This window comes from Vitreimonas sp., assembly GCF_036392335.1.
Lineage (GTDB): Bacteria > Pseudomonadota > Alphaproteobacteria > Caulobacterales > Aquidulcibacteraceae > Vitreimonas.
Window position 1 is genome coordinate 1 of sequence record NZ_DASVYD010000031.1, and the last position, 22,508, is coordinate 22,508.

At 64.4% G+C, this 22,508-nt stretch carries 23 protein-coding genes and 1 pseudogene; 14 read left to right on the plus strand and 10 right to left on the minus strand.

Annotated features, from left to right (window positions below):
- Together VF769_RS07265 and nudC are read left to right on the plus strand one after the other, a co-directional pair.
- A pseudogene (locus VF769_RS07265) lies at positions 1-348 on the plus strand (hypothetical protein); the annotation flags it as partial.
- Complete coding sequence (nudC, locus tag VF769_RS07270) at positions 348-1,256, plus strand: NAD(+) diphosphatase (protein ID WP_331007721.1); 909 nt, start codon at positions 348-350, stop codon at positions 1,254-1,256. The pseudogene VF769_RS07265 and the gene nudC, both read left to right, overlap by 1 nt.
- A gap of 130 nt (positions 1,257-1,386) precedes the next feature.
- Here the strand turns inward: nudC and VF769_RS07275 are convergent, their stop codons facing one another.
- Positions 1,387-2,304 (minus strand): cation diffusion facilitator family transporter, encoded by a 918-nt coding sequence (locus VF769_RS07275; RefSeq protein ID WP_331007722.1) that lies wholly within the window; start codon positions 2,302-2,304, stop codon positions 1,387-1,389.
- 159 nt (positions 2,305-2,463) lie between these two features.
- On the opposite strand from VF769_RS07275, the gene VF769_RS07280 reads away from it, so the two are divergent.
- Positions 2,464-3,510, plus strand: a complete 1,047-nt coding sequence (locus tag VF769_RS07280; protein WP_331007723.1) for an FAD-dependent oxidoreductase — start codon at positions 2,464-2,466, stop codon at positions 3,508-3,510.
- Here the strand turns inward: VF769_RS07280 and VF769_RS07285 are convergent.
- Positions 3,507-3,965, minus strand: coding sequence for a hypothetical protein (locus VF769_RS07285; RefSeq protein ID WP_331007724.1), 459 nt, complete (start codon positions 3,963-3,965; stop codon positions 3,507-3,509). The genes VF769_RS07280 and VF769_RS07285 overlap by 4 nt on opposite strands.
- A gap of 171 nt (positions 3,966-4,136) precedes the next feature.
- Positions 4,137-4,517 carry a hypothetical protein gene (locus VF769_RS07290; RefSeq protein ID WP_331007725.1) on the minus strand — a complete coding sequence of 127 codons (381 nt, stop codon included), beginning with the start codon at positions 4,515-4,517 and terminating at the stop codon, positions 4,137-4,139.
- 69 nt (positions 4,518-4,586) lie between these two features.
- Between VF769_RS07290 and VF769_RS07295 the strand changes: the two genes are divergently transcribed.
- On the plus strand, positions 4,587-5,402 hold the full coding sequence (locus VF769_RS07295; RefSeq protein WP_331007726.1) for a helix-turn-helix transcriptional regulator: 816 nt from the start codon (positions 4,587-4,589) through the stop codon (positions 5,400-5,402).
- A gap of 143 nt (positions 5,403-5,545) precedes the next feature.
- On the opposite strand, the gene VF769_RS07300 is transcribed toward VF769_RS07295, so the two are convergent.
- The gene (locus VF769_RS07300) at positions 5,546-7,384 is read right to left on the minus strand and encodes a ribonucleoside-diphosphate reductase subunit alpha (protein WP_331007727.1); all 1,839 of its coding nucleotides are present in this window, start codon (positions 7,382-7,384) and stop codon (positions 5,546-5,548) included.
- 352 nt (positions 7,385-7,736) lie between these two features.
- Here VF769_RS07300 and VF769_RS07305 point away from each other — a divergent pair, with 352 nt between their 5' ends.
- Positions 7,737-8,588 (plus strand): DMT family transporter, encoded by an 852-nt coding sequence (locus tag VF769_RS07305; protein ID WP_331007728.1) that lies wholly within the window; start codon positions 7,737-7,739, stop codon positions 8,586-8,588.
- On the opposite strand, the gene lepB is transcribed toward VF769_RS07305, so the two are convergent.
- Positions 8,582-9,307: a signal peptidase I gene (gene lepB / locus VF769_RS07310; protein ID WP_331007729.1), complete on the minus strand. Its 726-nt coding sequence runs from the start codon at positions 9,305-9,307 to the stop codon at positions 8,582-8,584. The two genes, VF769_RS07305 and lepB, sit on opposite strands and share 7 nt — an antisense overlap.
- A 74-nt stretch (positions 9,308-9,381) precedes the next feature.
- Between lepB and VF769_RS07315 the strand changes: the two genes are divergently transcribed.
- A complete protein-coding gene (locus VF769_RS07315; RefSeq protein ID WP_331007730.1) occupies positions 9,382-10,029 on the plus strand; it encodes an EI24 domain-containing protein in 648 nt (215 codons plus the stop codon).
- A gap of 3 nt (positions 10,030-10,032) precedes the next feature.
- Here the strand turns inward: VF769_RS07315 and VF769_RS07320 are convergent, their stop codons facing one another.
- A complete protein-coding gene (locus VF769_RS07320; RefSeq protein WP_331007731.1) occupies positions 10,033-10,236 on the minus strand; it encodes a hypothetical protein in 204 nt (67 codons plus the stop codon).
- Positions 10,237-10,446: 210 nt separating this feature from the next.
- Between VF769_RS07320 and VF769_RS07325 the strand changes: the two genes are divergently transcribed.
- The 5 genes from VF769_RS07325 to VF769_RS07345 all read left to right on the plus strand — a co-directional run bounded on the left by VF769_RS07325 (position 10,447) and on the right by VF769_RS07345 (position 13,383).
- Positions 10,447-10,644, plus strand: coding sequence for a hypothetical protein (locus VF769_RS07325; RefSeq protein WP_331007732.1), 198 nt, complete (start codon positions 10,447-10,449; stop codon positions 10,642-10,644).
- Entirely contained in the window at positions 10,641-10,919 is a 279-nt protein-coding gene (locus VF769_RS07330; RefSeq protein ID WP_331007733.1) for a hypothetical protein, read from the plus strand. Before VF769_RS07325 ends, VF769_RS07330 begins: the two co-directional genes overlap by 4 nt.
- Positions 10,920-11,094: 175 nt before the next feature.
- Positions 11,095-11,301, plus strand: a complete 207-nt coding sequence (locus VF769_RS07335; protein WP_331007734.1) for a cold-shock protein — start codon at positions 11,095-11,097, stop codon at positions 11,299-11,301.
- Positions 11,302-11,550: 249 nt separating this feature from the next.
- Positions 11,551-12,897, plus strand: a complete 1,347-nt coding sequence (ftsZ, locus tag VF769_RS07340; protein WP_331007735.1) for a cell division protein FtsZ — start codon at positions 11,551-11,553, stop codon at positions 12,895-12,897.
- Between the two features lie 66 nt (positions 12,898-12,963).
- Positions 12,964-13,383, plus strand: coding sequence for a hypothetical protein (locus VF769_RS07345; protein WP_331007736.1), 420 nt, complete (start codon positions 12,964-12,966; stop codon positions 13,381-13,383).
- Positions 13,384-13,386: 3 nt separating this feature from the next.
- Here the strand turns inward: VF769_RS07345 and VF769_RS07350 are convergent, their stop codons facing one another.
- Positions 13,387-15,105 carry a hypothetical protein gene (locus VF769_RS07350; protein WP_331007737.1) on the minus strand — a complete coding sequence of 573 codons (1,719 nt, stop codon included), beginning with the start codon at positions 15,103-15,105 and terminating at the stop codon, positions 13,387-13,389.
- Positions 15,106-15,250: 145 nt separating this feature from the next.
- Here VF769_RS07350 and lpxC point away from each other — a divergent pair, with 145 nt between their 5' ends.
- The 3 genes from lpxC to ligA all read left to right on the plus strand — a co-directional run bounded on the left by lpxC (position 15,251) and on the right by ligA (position 19,557).
- The gene (gene lpxC / locus VF769_RS07355; RefSeq protein WP_331007738.1) at positions 15,251-16,171 is read left to right on the plus strand and encodes a UDP-3-O-acyl-N-acetylglucosamine deacetylase; all 921 of its coding nucleotides are present in this window, start codon (positions 15,251-15,253) and stop codon (positions 16,169-16,171) included.
- Positions 16,172-16,290: 119 nt separating this feature from the next.
- On the plus strand, positions 16,291-17,148 hold the full coding sequence (locus VF769_RS07360) for an outer membrane protein assembly factor BamD (RefSeq protein WP_331007739.1): 858 nt from the start codon (positions 16,291-16,293) through the stop codon (positions 17,146-17,148).
- A gap of 57 nt (positions 17,149-17,205) precedes the next feature.
- Positions 17,206-19,557 carry an NAD-dependent DNA ligase LigA gene (gene ligA / locus VF769_RS07365; RefSeq protein ID WP_331007740.1) on the plus strand — a complete coding sequence of 784 codons (2,352 nt, stop codon included), beginning with the start codon at positions 17,206-17,208 and terminating at the stop codon, positions 19,555-19,557.
- A gap of 75 nt (positions 19,558-19,632) precedes the next feature.
- Here the strand turns inward: ligA and VF769_RS07370 are convergent, their stop codons facing one another.
- From VF769_RS07370 to VF769_RS07380, 3 genes are all read right to left on the minus strand, one after another.
- The gene (locus VF769_RS07370; RefSeq protein ID WP_331007741.1) at positions 19,633-20,064 is read right to left on the minus strand and encodes a hypothetical protein; all 432 of its coding nucleotides are present in this window, start codon (positions 20,062-20,064) and stop codon (positions 19,633-19,635) included.
- Between the two features lie 16 nt (positions 20,065-20,080).
- The gene (locus tag VF769_RS07375) at positions 20,081-20,737 is read right to left on the minus strand and encodes a metal-dependent hydrolase (RefSeq protein ID WP_331007742.1); all 657 of its coding nucleotides are present in this window, start codon (positions 20,735-20,737) and stop codon (positions 20,081-20,083) included.
- A 54-nt stretch (positions 20,738-20,791) separates the two neighbouring features.
- A partial coding sequence (locus VF769_RS07380) for an aminopeptidase P family protein (protein WP_331007743.1) occupies positions 20,792-22,508 on the minus strand: 1,717 nt, incomplete at its 5' end.

Here is a 22,508-nt window from a genome sequence, read left to right on the forward strand (position 1 = left end):
CTCGATGCGATCTTCATTTCGCAAATCTATCACGACTTTTACCTGCCGCAGCTCAGCATTGATGTGCCGCGCTTGAACCGCGAGATGTTCGCGGCGTTGAAGCCGGGTGGTGTGCTGGTGATCATCGATCACGCGGCGGCGGCTGGGAGCGATATCTCTGTGACCAATACGCTGCATCGGATCGCGCAAGACCAGGTTGTTGCTGACCTCACCGCCGCGGGCTTTGTGCTTGACCAAGAAAGTCAGGTGCTGCGTAACCCCGCGGACGACCACGCGCTGCGTGTGTTCGAAGGCGACATTCGTGGCCGCACGGATCAGTTCGTGCTGCGCTTCCGTCGGCCCGCTTGATGCTGCTGCCGCATAATCCGAATGCGTTCACGCGTTCGCCGCTTGATCGCGCCGGTCATCACCGGCGCGATAAGGCGTGGCTGGAGGCGGCGCTCCATGCACCGGAGACGCAGCTTGTGCCGTTTCACCGGCATCAGCCGTTCGTGATGGAAGAGGGCGGCGTCGCAGCGCCGGGCTGGCTGAATGGCGCGGCGCGTTCGCGCATCGCGCCGCCGGATGCGATCCTACTCTTCCTGGGGATCGACCCGAACGGTGCGGCGTATTTCGCACTCGATATTCCCGATCCCGCGCCGCTTGGTGATCTCGGTCGCTTTGAAGACCTCCGCGCGCTCGGGCCGCGTCTGTCGCGCGATGATCTGGCCATTCTTGGCCCGGCGAAGTCGATCTTCGAATGGCACGCGCGCAATAGCTATTGCGCGAATTGCGCAACGCCGACCTTGATCGTGGAAGCCGGTTGGCGGCGCGATTGCCCGACCTGCAACGCGGAGCATTATCCGCGTATCGACCCAGTTTGCATCATGGTCCCGACGTTTGGCGAGAAGGTGTTCCTGGGCCGCCAGCGCGCTTGGCCGCGGGGCATGCATTCCGCGCTCGCCGGGTTCATCGAGCCGGGGGAGGCGATCGAAGAAGCGGTGGCGCGCGAAACACTGGAGGAGGCGGGCTTGAAGGTGCGCGAGGTGCGTATGCACTCGACGCAGCCTTGGCCGTTTCCGCACTCGCTGATGATCGGCGTGCTCTGCGAGGTCGAAGACGATCGCGAAACGGTGGATACGACCGAACTTGAGAGTGGGCGTTGGTTTACGCGCGAAGAAGCCAAGCTGCTGATCGCCGCCAAGCACCCCGACGCCTGGGCGCCGCCGCAATTCGCGATCGCGCACCAATTGCTGAAGACGTGGAGCGAGGAATAAATCCTCACCCGCTTGCGGGGGAGGTGGCGAGCGGAGCGAGCCGGAGGGGGAGGTCCGCCTGCTGCGCGCGCCGCCGCCCCCACAGTCGCTTCGCGACAGCTCCCCCCTAAACGGGGGAGCATGCAGGGCGTTAGTGGCAGTCCACGCAATCGTCGCGTTGGGCGCGTTCGATTTGGATGGTGACGTGCTTGATGCCGAAGCGCGCACTGATCGTCTCGGCGAGTTGGCTCAAGAATGCATCGTCGCCGCCTTCGGGGCGGACGAGGTGCGCTGTGAGGGCGGGCTTGGTCGCGCCCATGGCCCAGATGTGCAGGTCGTGCACGGCGGTGACGCCGGGCTGCGCCATGAGGAAGGCGCGGACTTCGCCGACATTGATGTGCGCGGGCGCCGCATCGAGGGCGAGGTCGAGGGATTCACGCAATAGGCCCCACGTGCCCCAGAGGATCAGCAATACGACGGCGACGGAGATGGCGGGATCGATCCAATTGGCGCCGCTGAGCCAAATCGCGGCGCCGGCGACGATGACGGCGGCGGAGACGCCGGCGTCCGCCAGCATGTGCAGATACGCGCCGCGCACGTTCACGTCGTGCTTGCGGCCTGCGAGGAAGAGCATCGCGGTCCCGCCGTTGATCAGCACGCCGATCGCGGCGACCGCCATCACGAAAAGCGGTTGGGTTTCCTCAGGGCGGAAGAAGCGCGAGGTCGCCTCCCACAAAATGCCGCCGCAGGCGATGACGAGCACGAGCGCGTTGGCGAGGGCTGCGAGCACAGTGGCTTTGGCATAGCCGTACGTCCGTTGCGCGCCGGCTTGGCGTTGCGCCAGCCAGGCCGCGCCGCCCGCGAGCGCGAGCCCCAAGACGTCGGAAAGATTGTGCGCGGCGTCGGACAGCAGCGCGGTTGAGTTCGCGAAGAAGCCTGCCGCCGCCTCGATGATGACGAAGCCGAGGTTCAGCGCGATGGCGATTGTATAACGTTTGTCAGAAGGCTCGGGGTGGGGGTGCGCGTGATCGTGATGATGATCGTGAGCGTGACCGTGATGCCCGTGCATTGGCGCAGGTGTCAGGTGTTGGCTGTTGGGTGTCAAGGGTGGAGCTGACGCCCGACACCTGATACCTCGTGCCTCATGCAGACACGGCGTAGGGTTTTAGCGCTTGGCGGCGCGGGGCTTGTGAGTTCGTGCGCGGCGGCGCGCGGATTTAGCGAGGGCTTGGCGCGTGATCTCGGGCGTGCGCCGCCGCACCGCGCGGTGCTGCCGCCGGTGCATGTTTCCGAAGAGCGCATCATCCGCATCGATGTGGGCTTGCGCCCGTATCGCCCGAGCGGCTTTCGCGTCGCGCGTGAAGCATTGGGCGACAAGGTGCTCGTGCACAATTATGGCCATGGCGGCGGCGGCATTACGCTGTCGTGGGGCACCGCGAAGCTGGCCGTTGATCTGGGCTTTGATCCCGCCAAGCCAGATTGCGCCGTCTTGGGCTGCGGGGCGGTTGGCTTGGCGACGGCGCGGCTGCTGCAAGAGCGCGGCGCGAATGTGCGCGTTTATGCGCGCGAGCTGTCGCCGAACACGACATCGAACGTGGCGGGCGCGCAATGGTGGCCCGCCTCGGTGTATGATTGGCGCGTGGCGACGCCCGAATATCTGGCGCAGCATTTGGCGGCGGCGCAATTCGCGTTCCGGCGTTACCAGAGCCTGGTCGGCGACGCTTATGGGGTGAGTTGGGAGCGCAATTACAATCTCTCCGACGAGCCGATCACCCGATATCCGGCGCGAGAGAACGATCCGATGCGGGCCCTCGTGGTCAATCAGCGTGATCTCGATCCGCGCGAGCACAATTTTCCGAAACGCTACGTACGCCAGTTCGACACGATGATGATCGAGACGCCTTTGTATCTGCGGCGGGTCGAAGCGGACGTGCGTAGGGCGGGCGGCGAGATTGTGGTGCGCGCCTTCGAGAACGTGGCGCAGGTGCAGGAATTGCCGGAGCGGACGATCTTCAATTGCACGGGGCTGGGCGCCGGGGCGTTGTTTGGCGACGCCGAGATCACGCCGGTGCGGGGCCAACTCGTGATCCTGCTGCCGCAGCCGGAGATCGATTACAATACGATCGCGCAAGAAGGGTACATGTTTGGCCGACGCGACGGGATCGTGTTGGGCGGCACCTATGATCGTGGCGAGTGGTCGCTTGAGCCTGATCCCGAAGCGATCGCGGGCATCATTCGCGGCCATCAGAGTATTTTTGGCGCGATGCGCGCTTAAAGCGGCATGAAGATTACGCGGCCGCCCAAGCTCGACGCCAAGCGGCGGGCTTCGCGGCAATCGCTTTGCGCCGGTTGGTCGTGCGCGGCCACATCGTCCAACCACGCGCGGCAATAGCCGGGGCGCGGCAATGCGGCGGTCGGCACATTGGTGAAATCGTTGGCGCCCTCGTACGCGGCGCGTTCGATCAGGCCGTCGCTGGTGCTTTCCATGACGCGGCCGCCCCAGCGTTGCGCGAGCCAATCGGCGTGTTCGCATTCCATCGCCGCCGGTTGATGCGCAGCGGGGAGCGCGTCGTATTGAATCTGGCATTGGCCAGGGGCGATTCCCGGCGCAGAGGCGACGGTCGCGACAGGCGCCGCTTCGGCGGCGGGAGCGGCCGGCTTGATCGCCGCGCCAGCCAGCATCGCGAGCGCGATGGCCGTGGCGAACCCGGAGGCGACTAAGCGTGACATGGCTCCCTAACTCCCCGAAACGCCAATGCGTTTCCTGATCCGAGGATGAATGTAGGGAGCCGATTGGATGCAGGCTGTGACCGCGGGCACACAAATCGCGATCACAAAGGCTTGAGCGGCGGGAACGAAACGCGCGACGGGCGTGGGAGGTCGCCCGCCGCGCGTCGCGGCTTACGCCGCCGCCGGCTCGCGCTTCAGGGCGACGAGCTGTAATTCGGTCAAAACACCGACGACGAGCGCTTGCGCGATGACGAAAGCGTAGCCGAACGGCGAGGGCGCAAATACGAACAGCACCGCAATCGAGCCAAGCACCCAGGCGGCATTGACGGCGATCACCGCATGCACGCCGGCGCGCGGCACGGCGGCGGCGCGGGCGAGCCAGAGCAGCAGCAGCGTCCAAGGCATCAGGATGACGCCCGCGCCTTGCAGCAATTCGAGCGGCAGGCCGAGCAGGGGCGCGAGCGCACCCGCGCCGACGATCATGACAAGGCCGGCGGCGGCGGAGATGAGCGCGTCGGCGAGCAGAACGCGGCGGATGAAGGTCGAGTGCATGTGGGTCCTCCTGGGTTGATGTGCGGAAGATGACGCGGCGCGCCGCCGCCGGCGATTACGCGCGAGGTAATGGCGTCTATGATGTGGCGCGGTATGTTGCTCGCCATGCAGCACGCACAGAGCTTTGGCGAACACCTTCGGTCGTGGCGGCAGCGCCGGCGCATGAGCCAACTCGACCTGGCGAGCGAGGCCGGCATTTCCACGCGGCATCTGAGTTTTGTCGAAACTGGCCGCGCCGCGCCCTCGCGCGAGATGGTGCTGCAATTGGCCGAGCATCTGGAGCTGCCGCTGCGGGCGCAAAACGCGCTGTTGGTGGCGGCCGGCTTTGCGCCGCGCTTTGGCGAACGCGCGCTCGACGATCCCGATTTGGCCGCCGTGCGCGCGGCGATGGAATTGGTGCTGAAGGCGCATGCGCCAAACCCGGCGCTGGCGATCGATCGCTGCTGGAATTTGGTCGCCGCCAATGAGTCCGCGCTGAAGCTGATGGGCGATGTCGCGCCGGCCTTGCTCGCGCCGCCGGCGAATGTGCTGCGCGCCAGCTTGCATCCCGATGGGTTGGCGCCGCGCATCCTCAATCTCGGCGAATGGCGCGCGCATATTTTCGCGCGGCTGGAGCGGCAGGTCGACGTCACTGGCGATCCGGCGCTCACGGATTTGCTGGCGGAGTTGCGCACCTATCCAGCGCACGGCGCGCATGCGCCGCCCTTGCGCGAAGCGGCGCCCGTGATCACGCCGCTCAAGCTCAAAACCGCGGCGGGCGTGCTCTCGATGTTCGGGGTGACGACGCTGTTCGGCATGCCGCAGGATGTGACGCTCGATGAGTTGGCGATCGAGACGTTCTTCCCCGCCGACGCTGCGAGCGCGGAGATGCTAGCGCGGCTTTAGGTGGGGCGTGCAAAAGAAAAAGCGCGGAGGTTGCCCTCCGCGCCAGAACTTCCAACCCAAATTCCAAACGCGATGCATGGCGGCAGCTTAACGCCCCTCACCCCCTGGCCCCCTCTCCGCAAGGGAGAGAGGGAAGGTGCGCGCTACTGGCAGGCCAAGCATTCTTCGTAATCGGTGCGCACTGACGACATGGTCGGCGCTTCGGCGGCGTCGGCCTTGGACTCTTCGCCGGCGAATCCTGCGCGTTGCACGGATTTGGAGCGGCAATAATAGAGGCTCTTCACGCCGCGCTCCCACGCCATCCAGTGCAGCATGTGCAGATCCCACTTATCGACGTCGCCCGGGATGAACACGTTGAGCGATTGCGATTGGCAGATCAAAGGCGTGCGGTCGGCGGCCAGTTCGATGATCCAGCGTTGATCGATTTCGAAGGCGGTCTTGAAGATGCTCTTTTCGTCTTCGGTCAAGCAATCGAGGTGCTGCACTGAGCCTTCGTTCTTGAGGATCGACGACCAAACGGCTTCAGTGTTCTTGCCCTTTTCTTCGAGCAATTGCTCGAGATAGGGGTTCTTCACCGCGAACGAGCCCGAGAGCGTCTTGTGGGTGTAGATGTTGGCCGGGATCGGCTCGACGCCGGCGCTCGTGCCGCCGCAGATGATCGAGATCGAGGCCGTCGGCGCGATCGCGAGCTTGTGCGAGAAGCGGGCCATGACGCCGACTTCGGCCGCATCCGGGCAGGGGCCGCGCTCTTGCGCGAGCTTCACCGAGGCCGCGTCCGCGCCGCGACGGATGTGGCGGAAGATCTTGTTGTTCCAGACCTTCGCCATCGCCGATTCCATCGACACGTGCTGCTTTTGCAGGAACGAGTGGAAGCCCATCAGGCCCAAGCCCACCGAACGCTCGCGCATGGCGGCGTAGATGGCGCGTTCCATTTCCGGCGGCGCACGCTGGATGAAGTCTTCGAGCACGTTATCAAGGAAGCGGAAGACGTCTTCCATGAAGCCTTCTTCCTTCTCCCATTCGAGGAAGGTTTCGGCGTTCAGCGAAGAGAGGCAGCAGACGGCGGTGCGTTCGCGGCCATTATGATCCATGCCGGTGTGCAGCATGATCTCGGAGCACAGGTTCGACTGGCGAACTTTCAGGCCGAGCTTCTTTTGGTGACTCGGCATCGCCTTGTTCACGGTGTCGGAGAAGACGATGTAGGGCTCGCCGGTTTGCAGGCGGAGCTCAAGAATCTTCTGCCACAGCTTGCGCGCGTTCACGTGCTTCAGGACTTCACCGTTCTTCGGGCTGCGCAGGCCGAACGGCAGATCGTCGCGCACCGCGATCATGAATTCGTCGGTGATGTTGAGGCCGTGGTGAAGGTTGAGGCTTTTGCGGTTGAAATCGCCGGCCGGTTTGCGGATTTCGAGGAATTCCTCGATCTCAGGATGGTGCACGTCGAGATACACAGCCGCCGAACCGCGGCGCAGCGAGCCTTGGCTGATCGCGAGCGTGAGTGAATCCATCACGCGCACGAACGGAATGATGCCAGACGTTTGGCCGTTCTGACCGACCTTTTCGCCGATGGAACGAACGCCGCCCCAATAGGTGCCGATGCCGCCGCCATTCGAAGCGAGCCACACATTCTCGTTCCAGGTGTCCATGATGCCGTCGAGTGAATCGCCGACAGCATTGAGGAAGCACGAGATCGGCAAGCCGCGCTCGGCGCCGCCGTTCGAGAGAACGGGCGTGGCCGGCATGAACCAGAGCTTGGAAATATAATCGTAGATGCGCTGGGCATGGCCGATGTCGTCGGCGAAGGCGGTGGCGACGCGCGCGAACATGTCCTGGTAGGACTCGCCGGGCAGCAGGTAGCGGTCGGTCAGGGTGGTCTTGCCGAATTCCGTCAGCAGCGCATCGCGCGAGGGATCAATCTTGACCTTCTCTACGACCTTCAGCGGGCGCAGGGGTTTGGGTTTGCCGCGATGGACCTCGCCCATGCGGTGGACCCCCGCTTTTTCCGCTCTTGCCTGCATTCGTCAGCCCCCAGTTTCAACTCGGTGTTAACCCGACTCGCTCTTGGCCCAAACCACACCTGGTTGCGTGCCGAGGCGAACCGTACCGCTATATATAGTGATGCCATCGGTTAATGCAGGGTCAATGGCGAAGGTCGCCGACAGCCCATTTTTGCGTGTCGAATCTGTGAAGATTGGGCCGGGGGCGGTGAATGGCGGTTAACCATAGAGCGCCGATTCCGGAGGGTCTGCAGCCCATCTTTGCACCCTTGCGCGCCAGTAATTTCCGGCGTTTTTGCGCGCGATGAGCGACGCGCGCGGGGGGACGAAAGCGGTATTGGCTGCTGCCGGAGGGGCGGCCCTGTTGGGGCTGTCGCCGATCTTCGTGCGCCTCTCGGAGCTCGACGCCCAGGCGACAAATTTCTGGAGATTCGCCCTCGCGCTGCCGATTCTGGCGGTATGGGCCACAATATCTGGTCGGGAGCGGGCCGGAACGAGTCGTCAGATCGGCTGGCTCCTCCTCGCGGGGCTGTTTTTCGGGGCCGAGGTCGGGCTCTGGGCGGCGGCGCTCGACTTTACGACCGTCACCAACGCCACTCTGTTCTCCAATATGACGCCGATCTTCGCGGCGGCGTTCGGCTGGGTGCTGTTTAAGGAGCGGCTGCAAGCCGGGATCTGGTGGGGCGGGGCGCTGGCTTTGCTGGGCGCGCTGACGCTGTCGATCGCGCGGGCGCGGGCGGGCGCGGGGCCGACGCCTGAGCTGGGCTGGTTCGGCGATACGCTGGGGCTGATCTCGGCGACAGGCTACGCGGCCTATCTGCTGATCGTGCGCTCGATCGCGACGCGCGTCTCCACCGGCGGCGTGATGCTGTGGGCGACGTTGGCGGCGATGGCGTTTGCGCTGGGCGCGAGCTTGGTGCTGGGCGAACGCCTGCTGCCGAATACTTGGCAAGGCTGGTTGCCGCTGATCGGGCTTGGCCTGATTGTGCAGGCGGCGGCGCAAGGCTTGATCGCCTATGGCGTGGGACGGCTGCCGATCGTGGTGTCGACGATCTTGCTCTGGATGCAGCCGCTCTCGGCAGCGGTGCTGTCTTGGGTGTTTTTCGGCGAGGCGCTGGGACCGCTCGCGCTGGCCGGCGCGGCGCTCATTCTGTTCGGCGTCTATATGGTGCAGCGCGCGCGTCAGTAATGCAGCGGGCGCAGGAAGCGCGGGATTTCGGCGTCGCGGCCCGGCGGGGTGGCATAGACGATCTCGGCGCGGCCGATGAGATTTTCCAGCGGCACCGCGCCCATCCCGTCCCAGCGGCTGTCGAGCGAATTGTCACGATTGTCGCCCATGAAGAAGATGTGGTCTTCGGGCACGATGTAGGGGCCGAAATTGTCGAGCGGGGCGTCGTTGCTCAGCGTGTGCGTGGCGTGGCGGAAGCCGTCGGGCAGAATCTCGTCGTAGCGCTGCGCGGTTTCAGCGCCGCGCTCGAACGCGGCGCGGGTGACGCGCTGGCGCGGGGAGGTCTCGACGGCGGCGCCGTTGATGATCAGATCGCCGCGGCGCACCTCGATCACATCGCCCGGCAGGCCGATAGCGCGCTTGATCATGGTCTCGCCCGACACAGGATGGATGAAAACGACAACGTCGCCGCGGCGCGGCATGTGCTGCAGGAGACGATGCGCGCTCGCAGGCAGGAAGGATGCGGCGTTGAACGGCAGCGAATAGCGGCTGTAGCCATAAGCGTATTTCGACACGGCGACGCGGTCGCCCACTTCCAAATGCGGCACCATGCTTTCGGATGGAATGCGATAATTGGCGAAGGCCACGGTGGTGAAGGCCGTATAGGCGACGAACGCCCCGGCGATGGTCTTCGCCCAGTCGATCACTTGCGTGCGCAGGCTTTGGTCTTGGTCGGTCATGTTCTCCCTCTGGATTGAGGCTGCGAACCCGGTATCACTCCGTCAAGCGCCAAACGGCGCATCGAGGGCTTTTGATGACGAATGCATTCGCCGCGATTTTGGGCGGTTTGAAGGACGTGATCTTCGGCCGGTTGACCTGGCTGGCGCTGTTGAATCTGGTGGTGGCGCTGACCATCACGATCGGCGCGGCGACGGGGATCATCCGCTGGGTCGTGCCGCTAATCCCCGATGGCGCAGGCTGGCTGGGCTATTTGTCAACGGCGGGGGAGTTCGCGGCGACCATCGCGGTCGTGGTGCTGGCGATTGCGCTGTCGCCAGCGGTGTCGATGATCGTGGGCGGGGCGTTGTTTGATATCGCGGCTGAGCGGGTGGAGAAGAAGCTCGGCATCGCGGGCGCGCGCGGCGTGCCTTTGCATCATGGGCTGCTGAACGGACTGCGCATCGGCATTCCGGCGCTGATCGCCAATTTGATCGTGCTGCCGCTTTATTTGATCCCGGTGGTCAATGCGTTGGTGTTTTACGGACTCAACGGGTTCTTGATGGGGCGGGAATACGCGACGATGACGGCGGTGCGGCGGATGTCGTTCACGGACGCGGTGGCGTTGCGCCGACGCAAGGGTTTGTCCGTCTTCCTGATTGGACTTGCGTGTTCGTTCATTCCGTTCTTTGCGCCGTTGGTGGGCGCGAGCGCGATGACGCGGTTCGTGGATTCATCCCGCTAGGCGCTACGCCGCCAACGCGTGGTCGAGCGCCACGTCGAGTTGAACCGCCGAGACGGGCGCCAGCATGTCGGTCATGGCGCGCCACATCACATCATGCACGATCACGTGCGCTTCATTCGTGTCGTGCACTCGAAGCATGGCGATTCCGATGAGACGATCTGTATTGGCGACGACATCTAGGCGCCATTGGTCGGACAATTGGGTCATGCGAGCCTCCAGAAACAGGCTCTGGCGCCGCAAGCGGTGCGACGCGAAAGCATGTGCTTTGTATTGATCTGTCACTTCTAGCACGTTTTTCGCGCGAAAGGCTTAAGTTTCGCAGCTTTTACTTGTATTTTCTTTCGCGCGCCCCATGTTGGACTCGCAGCGTCGGTGTGCTTGTCATCGGAGCGCGCGTTTCAAGAAAAGGATCAAGGTATGGCGCACACGAAGTTTGGCGCGGGACAGCGCGTATCCATCGTGCGCTCAGGCGCGTATTCGGCGCCCTCTGGCACGTATCGGATTGTGAACGCGCTGCCGAATGAAACCGGTCGCCAGCAATATCGCGTCAGGAACGACGCCGAAGCTTTCGATCGCATCATGGATGAAAGCCGCCTTGAAACGGTGCAATTATGATGCGCGGCCACAAGCCCTACACGCCAGGGCCGCCGCAAGCTGTGGCGAAAACCGTGAAGTATCGCGCGGATCAGGAACACGTGCTCCGAAGGCTCGGCGGCGCTTTGGTGCTGCAATGGGATGCTTTGCCGGAAGATTTGCAGGACTTGATCGTGGATCAGGCTGCGATGGTGGATGATCGCGAACCGGCGCCGCACGAGGCGCGTGACATCGAAAACTTTATTCGCAGCGCCAAAGTCGTGGCCTTGGCGAAAGCGCCAGCGGCGGATGGCTGAAAAGAAATGCGGTTAAGCATTGGCTTTTACGCTGAGAACGCCCATATGACTTCCATCGATACTCGTCGCGTCACGCTCTGATCCTCGCTGTCGCGCCGGATGTTTGCTGTTTCCCTCGAAAAATCGGCGCCTGACGTGGAAGGTCCACGCTGGCAATTCTCATGGAGGCAGGCAAATGGCTGTCGGTACTGTTAAGTTCTTCAATTCGCAAAAAGGCTTTGGCTTCATCGCGCCGGACGGCGGCGGCAAGGACGTGTTCGTGCACATCTCGGCCGTTGAGCGCTCGGGCATGTCCACCTTGAACGATGGCCAGAAGGTCTCGTTTGATCTTGAGCGTGACCGTCAAGGCCGTGACTCGGCTGCGAACCTGAAAGCGGCCTAAACGTTTCGCGCTTGGAGCGCTGAATGCTGGCGGCGGCGGACTCTGGTCCGCCGCCGCTTTGCGTTTGGGCCGCCGAAATCGTGGCGTTTTCCCCAGACGTGCGGTGTGACCTACCGCACTGGCGCCGCAAAACCGCCGCGACTATTTCGGAGTCTTAACGAGTGCTTAAGCGCTGCGCCCGCAAAGCTGTTTTTGGGGCCAGTGCGAGCCTGGGCGAATCGTGAGAATCGGTCGCCCTTGGAGCAGGCAATGAACCAGTATGGCGCGCCCACGATCAACGATCTGAAGCCACGTATCGTGGTGTTCGGGGTCGGCGGCGCCGGCGGCAACGCCATCAACAACATGATCGACGCCAATCTGCAGGGCGTTGAGTTCGTCGTGGCCAATACGGACGCGCAAGCGCTGACGCGCGCGCGCACGCCGAACCGCCTGCAATTGGGGCATTCGATCACCGAGGGCCTGGGCGCCGGCGCGCGTCCGGAAGTCGGCCAAGCGGCGGCGCAGGAAAGCCAGCCGGAGATCATCGAGTTTCTGGAAGGCGCGCACATGGTGTTCGTCGCCGCCGGCATGGGCGGCGGGACGGGTACGGGTGCGGCGCCTGTGATTGCGCGCACGGCGCGCGAGCGCGGCATCCTGACGATCGCGGTCGTCACTAAGCCGTTCCACTTCGAGGGCCAGCGCCGCATGCAACTCGCCGAGCAGGGCGTGCAGGAGCTGCGCAAGCACGTCGATACGCTGATCGTTATTCCGAACCAGAACCTCTTCCGCGTCGCCAACGAACGCACGACCTTCGCCGAAGCCTTCCAACTGGCCGACCAGGTGCTCTATTCGGGCGTGCGCGGCGTCACCGATCTCATGGTGATGCCGGGCCTGATCAATCTCGATTTCGCCGACGTCCGCACCGTGATGGCCGAAATGGGCACCGCGATGATGGGCACCGGCGAGGGCCGTGGGCCTAATCGCGCCCTGGAAGCGGCGCATGGCGCGATGGCGAACCCGTTGTTGGATATCGTCTCGATGCGCGGCGCCAAGGGCGTGCTGATCAACATCACCGGCGGCTTCGACATGACGCTCTACGAAGTTGACCAGGCCGCGAACGAGATCCGCGCCGAAGTCGATCCGAACGCGAACATCATTCTGGGCTCGACGTTCGACGAAACGCTTGAAGGCTCGATCCGCGTGTCGGTCGTGGCGACGGGCATCGATGACGAAGCGATCGTCACGCAGCAGACGGTGATTGAGCCAGCGCGGCGCGCCAACGAAGCGCCTGCGCGTCGCCCCGTCGTGCCGCGTCCGGAAGCAAGCGCGCCGCCAGCGCCGGAGCCGGTAGCGGCCCGCGAGACGTTTGAAGAGACACGCCCGAGCTTCGCCAACGATCTGGAGCCCGAGCCGCGTCGGGGCGGCGGGTTCAGCCTGTTTGGCTGGCGCAAAAGCGAACCGCGCGATGAGCCGCCGTCGCTGCGCGATTTCAACATCGACGACGAGGCGCCGCCCGCACAGCCGCGCCGTGCGCATGAAGATGTCGTGCGTGATCCGGAGCTGGATGAAGAGCTGGAGATCCCAGCGTTCCTCCGTCGGCAGATGAATCCGCGCTAGTTCGGCTGGTCGCAAATCATTTATCTTCGAGCCTCCCGGCTGCATAATGCAGCGGGAGGCTCTTTCATGTCGGCTCCGTCGATCCTGATTTGGACGCTGATTTACGGCGTGCTTTGGAATGTGCTCGGTTGGGCGGGCAACAATTTCATTCTTGAGGCGGGTTGGGATGCTGTCAGCGCGCAGATTGCGCCGGACTTCACGCCGCCTTGGTCGCCGCTCACGCATGAGCTGCTGAGCTTTGTTTCCGACTTCGTCTATGCGTTCGCATTCGTGTGGCTGTTTGCGCATGCCGCACAGAAGAATGTCGCGCACGCACTGGCGCTCGTGTTCGTGCTGTGGGTGTCGGGGGCGGCGATGACGTATCTCGCCATCGTCAACGCGGGCTTCTTGCCGCTGGCGATCGCGGTGCAGACGAGCCTATTGGCGCTGGCGATCTTCCTGGTGACCGCGCCGATCCTGCCGATGGCGCTGCGCAAGAAAGCGTAGCGCTCACGCGCCCCACAATTTCTTGCGCAGCGCGGTTTCTTGCGGGGTGAGGGCGCCGGCGTGGGCGAGTTGATCTAGGTGATCGAGCGCGGCGTGGCGGTGGTGCTCGGCATTGGGGCCGCCGGCGCTGGCGAGATGGCTTTCGATGATGGCGCGGAAGCGTAGCGCTTCAATCGAATGATCGTCGGCGAAGATGCGGTCGGCGAGCGCGAGTTCATCTTCCCAGGCGGCGCGCGCGGCTTGTGTGTCGCCAAGCGCCAGGGTGGCGAGGCCGTAACGTTCGAGCGCGACGGCGACGGCTTGCGCGGCGTTGGGATCGCCGGGTGAAGCGTCGAGCAATTTGAAACGCGCGACGATGCTTTCGTGAAATGCGGCCTTGGCGCTGGCGTGGGCGCCGGCGGCCAAATGCGCGTCGCCGAGTTTGACCAGGGCCGCGGCAAGGCGGCGTTGCTGGCGCGCCTCGTCGGGTGCGCGTTCAAGCGCGAGGCGGCGAAATTCCACGGCGCGCGCGAAGGCGTCTTGGGCGGGTGCGAGCGCGGCGATGGTGCGGGCGATTTCGCCAAGGCGATCCCAACAGGCGCCGGCCTCGCCGAGCCAAGCGCCGCCGCGTTCGTGCGCGAGTTGCTCGGCCAAGATGCGGGCGCTGTCGGCGGCCTCGCGGGCGAGATTGTGCTGGCCGGTCCGGAGCGCGTGATCGGCTTGCGCCAGCATGGTGTGCAACAGCATGCGCGCGGCGGCGTCTTCGCCGGGTGTGCGTGCGTACAATTGCTCGATCATGGTGCGCGCTTGAACAAAGGATTGCGCGGCGGCGTCGTGGTCGCCGAGAGCGGCGCGCAATGCGCCGCGGATGCGCCACAGGCCGGCGACGCCCCAGGCTTCGCCCGGATGACGCGCGGCGAGCACGAGACGCACTTGCAGCGCCTTTTCCATCGCTTCGCGCGCGGCGTTGGCGTCGCCGCGAACATAATCAGCCTCTGCGGCCAGCGCCCAGGCGTCAGAAAGCACGGCGCGCCAATGGGGCTCGAATTTTTCAGTGACGGCCAACGCTTCGTAGCGGCCGATGGCTTCGCCGAGGCGGCGGCGCGCGGAAGCGGGCGCGTCGCCATCAAGTTCGAGCGCGGCGAGGCGCATCTCGGCGTCGGCGATATCAGCGGCGAGCACGGGCGGTTCGCCAATGGCGGCGGCGACGGCGCGGAGGAGCGCGAGCGCCCCTTCGGCGCCAGTGCGGGCGCGGTCCAATTGACCCTCATGGGCGTCGAGTTCGGCAATGCGGCCGCGGGCGCGGGCGTACCAGCGCGATGCGGTGGGGTCGCCGGGGCTGGCGCTGAGCAGGGCATCTTCGATTTTGAGCACGGTTTGGTAGTGCGGACGCGCTGTCGCTGGATCGGGGCCGACGCGCGCGAGTTCGCCGAGGATGAAGGCGGCGCGGGCGCGTGCGGCTTGGTCGACGGCCTCGTTGAGCACGGCTTGGGCCTCGCTGGCGGCGGCCTTCATGTCCCCGGATTCGGCGTGCAGCCGGGCGAGCGCCAAGCGCGGGGCGGGGTCGATGGGTTCCAGCCGGATGGCGAGCGAGAGGGCTTCCTTGGCGATGGCGGGATCGCGAAACTCGGCCCAGGCGGCGGCTTGGCGGGCGGCGTGGGCGGCCCCTTCGCCGCCGGCGCGTGCGCGATCGAGTAGGGCGGCGAGCTTTGGCTGGGGCGGAGGGGGTGTATTTTTGTCCACTATTTCAACCCAGTAACCCGGTTCGCTTAACGGTCACAAACCGTAACGCAACGTGTGTTGTCGCACATGCGAAGGACGCCTTACACCACCCTTGGGGTCGGGGGGCCTCATCCAGTTCCGTGGGGGGACGACAGAGGTGGTTTCGGTGCGTCGTCAGCAAACCATTGCAGGCCCGGCTATGTGCGCGGGCATTGGCGTCCATTCTGGGGCGCATGTGCGTATCGCGCTGATGCCAGCGCCGGTCGATACCGGCGTGGTGTTTGTCCGCGCCGACGTGAAGGCTGTGGATAATGTGATCCGCGCGCACGCCGATTCCGTCTCTGAAACCCGAAATTGCACCACGATCCGCAATGCGAGCGGCGCCGAATTGGCGACGATCGAGCATTTGATGTCGGCCTGCGCCGGCCTCGGCGTCGACAATCTGATCGTTGAAGTCGACGGGCCGGAATTGCCGATCCTGGATGGCTCGTCGGCGCAATTCGTGGCCGTGCTGCTGAACGCGGGCCTCAAGGTGCAACATGCGCAGCAACGCGTGATCCGTATCCTTGAGCCGATCGAAGTCCGCATGGGCGCGAAAAGCGCGGCGCTGTTGCCGTCGAACGGCTATGATGGGCTTGAGCTCGATGTCACGATCCGCTTCGCGGATGCGGCGATTGGCGTGCAACGCCGCCACGTCGCACTATCGCCCGAGAGCTTCCTCAGCGATATCGCCGATGCGCGCACGTTCGGCTTCATGTCTGACGTCGACGCGATGCGCGCGGCCGGGCTGGGGCGCGGCGCGTCGATGGAAAATACGCTGGTGGTCGATGCGGGCCGCGTGGTGAACCCGGAAGGTCTTCGCTTCGAAGACGAATTCGTGCGTCACAAGATGCTCGACGCGATTGGCGATCTGGCGATGGCCGGCGCGCCGATTTGTGGCCGCTTTGTGGCGGATCAGCCTGGCCATGCGCTCAATGCGCGTTTGGTGCGGGCGCTCTTGGATACGCCGGAAGCTTGGCGCTTTGAGTATGAGTCCGCGCCCGAAACGGGTCGTGAGGCTGCGCCCATGTTCGCCGCCGTCGGCTGAGCGCTTCTGTTCGTCCCACAGCCGCAGGCGCTTTGCGTCCCGCCAATCCTCCTGTATCAGCGATGCGCCCGCCGCGTTGGCGCGCCCGATTTGTCCTGTTTGCCAGAAGAGGCCAGCTGATGACCCCTCGACAATTGCAACTCGCGCGCGCCGTTGCGATGGCCGTCATGGCCGGTAGCGTCACGGCCTGCGGCGCCTTCGGCGTCGGGCGCGAACGCGAGAGCGTGCAATATGTCGATGAGCCGGTCGCCCAGCTCTATAATCGCGGCATCGACGCGATCGAGGACCGCCGTTACGCGCTAGCGCTCGCTGCGTTCGAGGAAGTGGAACGCCAGCACCCGTATTCGTCGTGGGCGCGCCGCTCGATGTTGATGGAAGCGTTCGTCCATTATCAAGCGCGCCAATATGATTCCGCGATCGAGGACGCGCAGCGCTTCGTCTCGCTGCACCCGGGCAATGAGAGCGCACCCTACGCGTATTATCTGATCGCGATCTGCCATTTTGAGCGCATCACCGACGTGGGCCGCGATCAAGGCACGACCGAGCGGGCGCTGGCGGCGCTGAATGATGTCGTGCGCCGTTATCCGGAAACCGCGTATGCGCGCGACGCCCGTTTGAAGATCGACATGGTCAACGACCAATTGGCCGGCAAGGAAATGTCGGTCGGCCGCTTCTATCTCAACCGCGATCAGCATCTGGCGGCGATCAATCGCTTCCGCACTGTAATCGAGAACGAAAGTTTCCAGCGTACCTCGCACGTGCCGGAGGCGCTGCACCGCTTGGTGGAGGCGTACCTCTCGGTCGGCATGATCGAGGAAGCGCAGCGCATGGCGGCGATCCTGGGCCACAATTTCCCGGGCAGTGATTGGTATCAACGCTCGTACGCGCTGCTGACCGATGCGGGCGTCGCGCCGATGGCCGAAGAAGAAGCTCGTCGCCGCGGCTGGCTGAGCCGTACGTTCGGCACGGTGTTCTAAACAGACGCCAGGTATCAGGTGCCAGGTGTCGCGATATTCTGTATCGTCTGACACCTGATGAGCGACACATCTGTTGAAAAGTTAAGCGCGAAACAAGCCGCCGCCGAATTGGAGCGGCTGGCGGCTGAGATCGCGCGGCACGACAAGCTCTATTATGCCAAGGACGCGCCGGAGCTGACCGACGCGGAATATGATGCGCTGCGCAAGCGCAACGCGGCGATCGAGGCGCGGTTTCCGGATCTGGTGCGCGAGGATAGCCCGTCCATGCGGGTGGGCGCGGCGCCGGCGGAGAAATTCGGCAAGGTGCAGCACGCCGTGCCGATGCTGTCGCTCGATAACGCGTTCGATGCCGAGGATGCGCATGGGTTCGTCGCCAAGGTGCAGCGGTTCTTGAACTTGGATACGCCGCCCGTGATTACGGCGGAGCCGAAGATCGACGGGCTCTCGGCGTCGCTGCGTTATGAAAACGGCCGGTTCGTGCAGGGCGCGACGCGCGGCGATGGACGCGAAGGTGAAGACGTCACCGCCAATCTGATGACGATCGCGGACATTCCGAAGACGATCAAGGGCGCGCCGGCGGTGCTTGAGGTGCGCGGCGAAGTCTACATGGAGAAGGCCGCGTTCGCGAGAATGAATGCGGGGCTTGAGGCCCAAGGCAAGCAGACCTACGTGAACCCGCGCAATTCGGCGGCGGGGGCGTTACGTCAGCTCGATCCGAAGATCACGGCGTCGCGGCCGCTGCGTTTCTTCGCGCATGGTTGGGGAGAGGTGAGCGCGCCGCTGGCGGAGACACAGTACGAAGCAATGCACGTGCTCGCGAAGCTCGGCTTTCCGCTGGCCGGCATTAAGCGCGCGAAGAACGCCGATCAATTGCTGGCGATCCATCAGGACATCTTGGCCGAACGCCAAGCGCTGCCGTACGAGATCGATGGCGTGGTCTACAAAGTGGATTCGCTGTCGTTGCAGCAGCGCTTGGGTTTTGTCTCGCGTTCGCCGCGTTGGGCGATCGCGCATAAGTTCGCGGCTGAGCAGCAGACGACCATTCTCGAGGGCATCGACATTCAGGTGGGGCGCACCGGCGCTTTGACGCCCGTGGGGCGGTTGAAGCCGGTGTTTGTCGGCGGCGTTACGGTGACGAACGTGACGCTGCACAATGCGGATTATATTCGCGGCCTGGGCGCGGATGGCGGGCCGATCCGCGGCGGCAAGGATTTGCGTATCGGCGACACGGTCGTGGTGCAGCGGGCCGGCGATGTGATCCCGCAGATCGTGGACGTCTTGTTGGAGAAGCGCGCCAAGGGCGCGCATAAATACAAATTCCCCGAGCGCTGCCCGGTGTGCGACTCGCACGTGGCGCGCGAATTGGAGCCGGGCGAAGAAGGCGTGATCGCGCGCTGCACCGGCGGACTGAATTGTCCGGCGCAGGCGGTGGAGCGGCTGATCCATTTCGTGGCGCGCCGGGCGATGGACATCGACGGGCTCGGCGCCAAGCAGATCGAGGAATTCTACGAACTCGGCTGGGTGAAGGAGCCCGCCGACATTTTCCGTCTGCATGAAAAGCGCGACGAACTGGCCACGCGCGAAGGCTATGGCGAGAAGAGTGTTACGAATTTGCTGGCGTCGATCGAGGCGCGGCGCGAACCGCAATTGGGGCGCTTCCTCTATGCGTTAGGCATTCGCGATATCGGCGAGACGACGGCGGGCGTGCTGGCGCGGCGGTTCGAGACGTGGGAGGCGTTTGAAGCGGCGGTTCAGGCGGCCGTGAAAGCGCAGCCGGGTGAGGCGTATGATGCGCTGGAGCGGGTGAGCGGCGTGGGCGTCGGCGCGTTGGCGGCGCTTCTGGCCGCCGCGCCCACGCTGCGTGCGCCGACGTCGAGTCAAGCGGACATGTTTGCCGGCGAGGGCGGCAGCGGTGCGCCGAAGATCAAGGGTGTGAGCGCCAAGGCGTGGGACTCGTTGGTCGCCTCGTTCGGATCGTTGGGCGATGCGATTGTCGCGATCAAGCAGGCGGCGAAAGAGGCGCCAGGCGAGGATTACAAAGAGTTGGAGCGCATCGACGGCGTGGGGCCGGTGGCTGCGGCGCATTTGGTGGATTTCTTTGCCGAGAAGCACAATCGCGACGCGCTGAAACGCTTGCTGAAAGAAGTGAAACCGAAGGCCGAGCCGAAAGCGGCGACGTCGAGCAAAGTGTCGGGGCTGACGATCGTGTTTACCGGCACGCTGGAGAAGATGACGCGCGATGAGGCCAAGGCGCGCGCGATCGCGTTGGGCGCGAAAGTGTCGGGCAGCGTGTCGAAGAAGACAGATCTCGTGGTGGCGGGACCAGGCGCAGGCTCGAAGCTGGCCGAGGCCGAAAAGCACGGCGTCAAAGTGATCGACGAAGATGCGTGGATCGAGCTCAGCCGCTAGTTTTTCACGACGCTCTTAAGGTGCGCGCCGCAAGCTCCCCATGGCGCCGAGACATGCCGAAGCGATTTTGTAGGCTTAGCGCAGCACGGCCTTGCGCTTGAGCCACATCGCGTACGCCAGCAGGGCCGCGGCGATGGCGATGATGATGATGGTGAGCACGGGGCTTGCGCCAATCTCGGCGGGCGGCGGATCGAGAAGGGTGATGGCGTTGGAGCCGACGGCGCCGAGCAACGAAAGCGCATAGGCCCACACGGCGAGCTTGTTGCGCATCAGCAGCAGGACCGAGCCGATGAAGCCGCCCCATGTGCCGAGGGCCCAGCCGATCCAATTCCAGATCGGCAGGGCGTAGATGTAATCCATCATCGCTGGCGGGTATTGCGAGACGTAGGGCGCGAAGCGTGTGGCGGTGAGTGTGAAATCGGTCGCGCCGAAACCGTTCCAGAGCAGCGCGACGATGCCGATGACCCAGAGATGCCAGGGCGCCTTGGCGCTTGATGCGTCCGTCATGTGATGTCTCCCCTCATCAAATCGTGCGCTTGCCGTGCGAGTCCGTCAACGCAGCCAACGCGACGACAATGAGATAGATGGCGAGGATCATCACGCCGCTTTGCGCTTCGAGAGGCCCGGCGGGTTGGGGCGAGAGCATCGCCACGATCTGCAATGCAACAAGAAAGCCGATGAAGGCGATCGCGGGCCACGCAAGGCGGCCGAGCGTCTTGCGGCTCGCGACCCACGCCGCGCCCGTGATGGCGATAAGGCCGATCTCGACGGCTTGTTCGGGTACAGGATAATTCCAAAGCCCGAAGCCGACTTTCTCGCCGCCGATCCAGAGTTCGAGATCGGGGCGATGCACGAGGAGATCGAGCAGCCAGTGCGAGAACACGGTGAGGCCCACGACGATGCTCGCCCAAGTTGGCAAGCGCAGCAGGAGCTTCACGAGCAAGGCCGCGCCGACGCCCCACGCGATCGCCATCGGCAGCGAGTGTGTCCACGGCATATGCTCAAGGATCAAAGAAGAGCCGGGGAGTGAAGGATCGACGCTGGCGCGCTCCACGCCGGCGATGATGAAGGCGCTCCAGCCAATATCGACGAGTTGTGCTGCAGCTGCGAGCGTCCACATCGGCGCTTTGGGCTCGATGGCTTTGGCCGCGAATGCTGCTGCGTAATGGCCGACGAACATGATTGTGTCTCCCCGCCAAGGCAGGGAAACACAATCAATAGGGTGCGGCAATCGTTAGAGCGGCTTCGTCGCCGCCTCGAGCCAAGCCTTCGCTTCGCCATCGACTTGTGGCCCGATCTTTTCGCAGACTTTCGCGTGATACGCGTTGATCCAGGCGAGCTCTTCTTTCGTGAGCATTGGCTTCACGATCAGTTCGCGCGCGATCGGGGCGAGCGTCAGTGTTTCGAAGCCGAGCATCGGGCGTTCGCCGCCTTCGATGTCGGCGGCGGGCGTGACCACTTGCAGGTTTTCGATGCGAATGCCGTAGGCGCCGGTTTTGTAATAGCCAGGCTCGTTCGACACAATCATGCCGGGTTCAAGCGGCTGCGTGTTGACGAATTTGGCGATGCGGTGCGGGCCTTCGTGCACGCCGAGATAGACGCCAACGCCGTGGCCGGTGCCGTGATCGTAGTCGAGGCCGGCTTCCCACAGACTCATGCGCGCGAGCGCGTCGAGCTGGTGGCCAGTCGTGCCTTTCGGGAAGCGCACGCGTGAGAGCGCGATGTGACCCTTGAGGACGCGGGTGAAGCGATCCTTCATTTCTTTGCTCGGACGGCCGATGGCGATTGTACGCGTGATGTCGGTGGTGCCGTCGAGATATTGGCCGCCGCTATCAATGAGAAAGAGCGAGCCGCGCGCGAGTTTGCGATTGGTTTTCTTGGTGACGCGATAATGCACGATGGCGCCGTTGGGGCCGGCGCCGGAGATGGAGTCGAAGCTCAAATCTTTGAGTGCGCCGGTGTCGGCGCGGAAGGCTTCGAGACGCTCGCAGGCTTCGATCTCTTGCACTTTGCCGGTTTGGCCGTCGGTGGCGAGCCAGTGCAGATAGCGCGAGACGGCGGCGCCGTCGCGGATGTGCGCTTGGCGTGAGCCTTCGACTTCCGCTGCGTTCTTGCAGGCGCGTGGCAGCACGACAGGGTCTTGGCCGCGCACGATTTCGGCGCCGGCGGTTTTCAGTTGCTCGAAATACCAGGCGCTGGCGCTAGAAGGATCGAGCTTCACTTTCTTGCCGCCGAGGGACGCGAGCGCCGGCTGCAATTCCTCGCTGGGCTTCACCGCGACTTGGTTGCCGAGCCATTGCTTGAGTTCAGGCGAGACTTTCGCATCGGCGATGAAGAGGTCGGCCGTGCCGTCCGCGCGCAGCAGCGCTTCGCCGAGCGGCAGCGGGGTGCGGGCGACGTCGCCGCCGCGAATGTTGAAGAGCCAGGCGAGCGAGGCGGGCGAGGTGATGACGACAGCGTCCGCGCCTTCCTTGCTCAAGCCTTCGCCGAGGCGCTGGCGCTTCGAGGCGGAGCTTTCGCCGGCATAGGTTTCCGCGTGCGGCTCGACCTTGGCCATCGGGATGGCGGGACGATCGTCCCAAATCGTATCGATGGGATTTTGCGCGACGGGGACGAGTTCGGCGCTGGCGGCTTCGGTCGCGGCGCGGATGCGGTCGAGACTATCAGGGCTATGGAGCTTCGGGTCGTAGCCGATCTTCGCGCCTTTCGGCGCGCGCTCGCGCAGATAGGCCGGGACGCCGCCGTCGACGAGGTCGCGATAGTCGAAGAGCGCGTTATCGACCTGGGCGCGGACTTGCAGCGTGTAGCGGCCGTCGACGAAGATTGCGGCTTCGTTGGCGAGCACGACAGCGGCGCCGGCCGAGCCGGTAAAGCCAGTCGTCCAGGCGAGGCGGTCATAGGCCGGCGGTACGTATTCGTTCTGCCATTCATCCTCGTGCGGCACGATAAAG

Bases quoted from the DNA above. Each gene is read 5' to 3' on its own strand.
- nudC (WP_331007721.1), top strand. From the start codon at position 348: ATGCTGCTGCCGCATAATCCGAATGCGTTCACGCGTTCGCCGCTTGAT.
- VF769_RS07275 (WP_331007722.1), bottom strand. From the start codon at position 2,304: ATGCACGGGCATCACGGTCACGCTCACGATCATCATCACGATCACGCG.
- VF769_RS07285 (WP_331007724.1), bottom strand. From the start codon at position 3,965: ATGTCACGCTTAGTCGCCTCCGGGTTCGCCACGGCCATCGCGCTCGCG.
- VF769_RS07290 (WP_331007725.1), bottom strand. From the start codon at position 4,517: ATGCACTCGACCTTCATCCGCCGCGTTCTGCTCGCCGACGCGCTCATC.
- VF769_RS07295 (WP_331007726.1), top strand. From the start codon at position 4,587: ATGGCGTCTATGATGTGGCGCGGTATGTTGCTCGCCATGCAGCACGCA.
- VF769_RS07300 (WP_331007727.1), bottom strand. From the start codon at position 7,384: ATGGGCGAGGTCCATCGCGGCAAACCCAAACCCCTGCGCCCGCTGAAG.
- lepB (WP_331007729.1), bottom strand. From the start codon at position 9,307: ATGACCGACCAAGACCAAAGCCTGCGCACGCAAGTGATCGACTGGGCG.
- VF769_RS07315 (WP_331007730.1), top strand. From the start codon at position 9,382: ATGACGAATGCATTCGCCGCGATTTTGGGCGGTTTGAAGGACGTGATC.
- VF769_RS07320 (WP_331007731.1), bottom strand. From the start codon at position 10,236: ATGACCCAATTGTCCGACCAATGGCGCCTAGATGTCGTCGCCAATACA.
- VF769_RS07325 (WP_331007732.1), top strand. From the start codon at position 10,447: ATGGCGCACACGAAGTTTGGCGCGGGACAGCGCGTATCCATCGTGCGC.
- VF769_RS07330 (WP_331007733.1), top strand. From the start codon at position 10,641: ATGATGCGCGGCCACAAGCCCTACACGCCAGGGCCGCCGCAAGCTGTG.
- VF769_RS07335 (WP_331007734.1), top strand. From the start codon at position 11,095: ATGGCTGTCGGTACTGTTAAGTTCTTCAATTCGCAAAAAGGCTTTGGC.
- ftsZ (WP_331007735.1), top strand. From the start codon at position 11,551: ATGAACCAGTATGGCGCGCCCACGATCAACGATCTGAAGCCACGTATC.
- VF769_RS07345 (WP_331007736.1), top strand. From the start codon at position 12,964: ATGTCGGCTCCGTCGATCCTGATTTGGACGCTGATTTACGGCGTGCTT.
- VF769_RS07360 (WP_331007739.1), top strand. From the start codon at position 16,291: ATGACCCCTCGACAATTGCAACTCGCGCGCGCCGTTGCGATGGCCGTC.
- ligA (WP_331007740.1), top strand. From the start codon at position 17,206: ATGAGCGACACATCTGTTGAAAAGTTAAGCGCGAAACAAGCCGCCGCC.
- VF769_RS07370 (WP_331007741.1), bottom strand. From the start codon at position 20,064: ATGACGGACGCATCAAGCGCCAAGGCGCCCTGGCATCTCTGGGTCATC.
- VF769_RS07375 (WP_331007742.1), bottom strand. From the start codon at position 20,737: ATGTTCGTCGGCCATTACGCAGCAGCATTCGCGGCCAAAGCCATCGAG.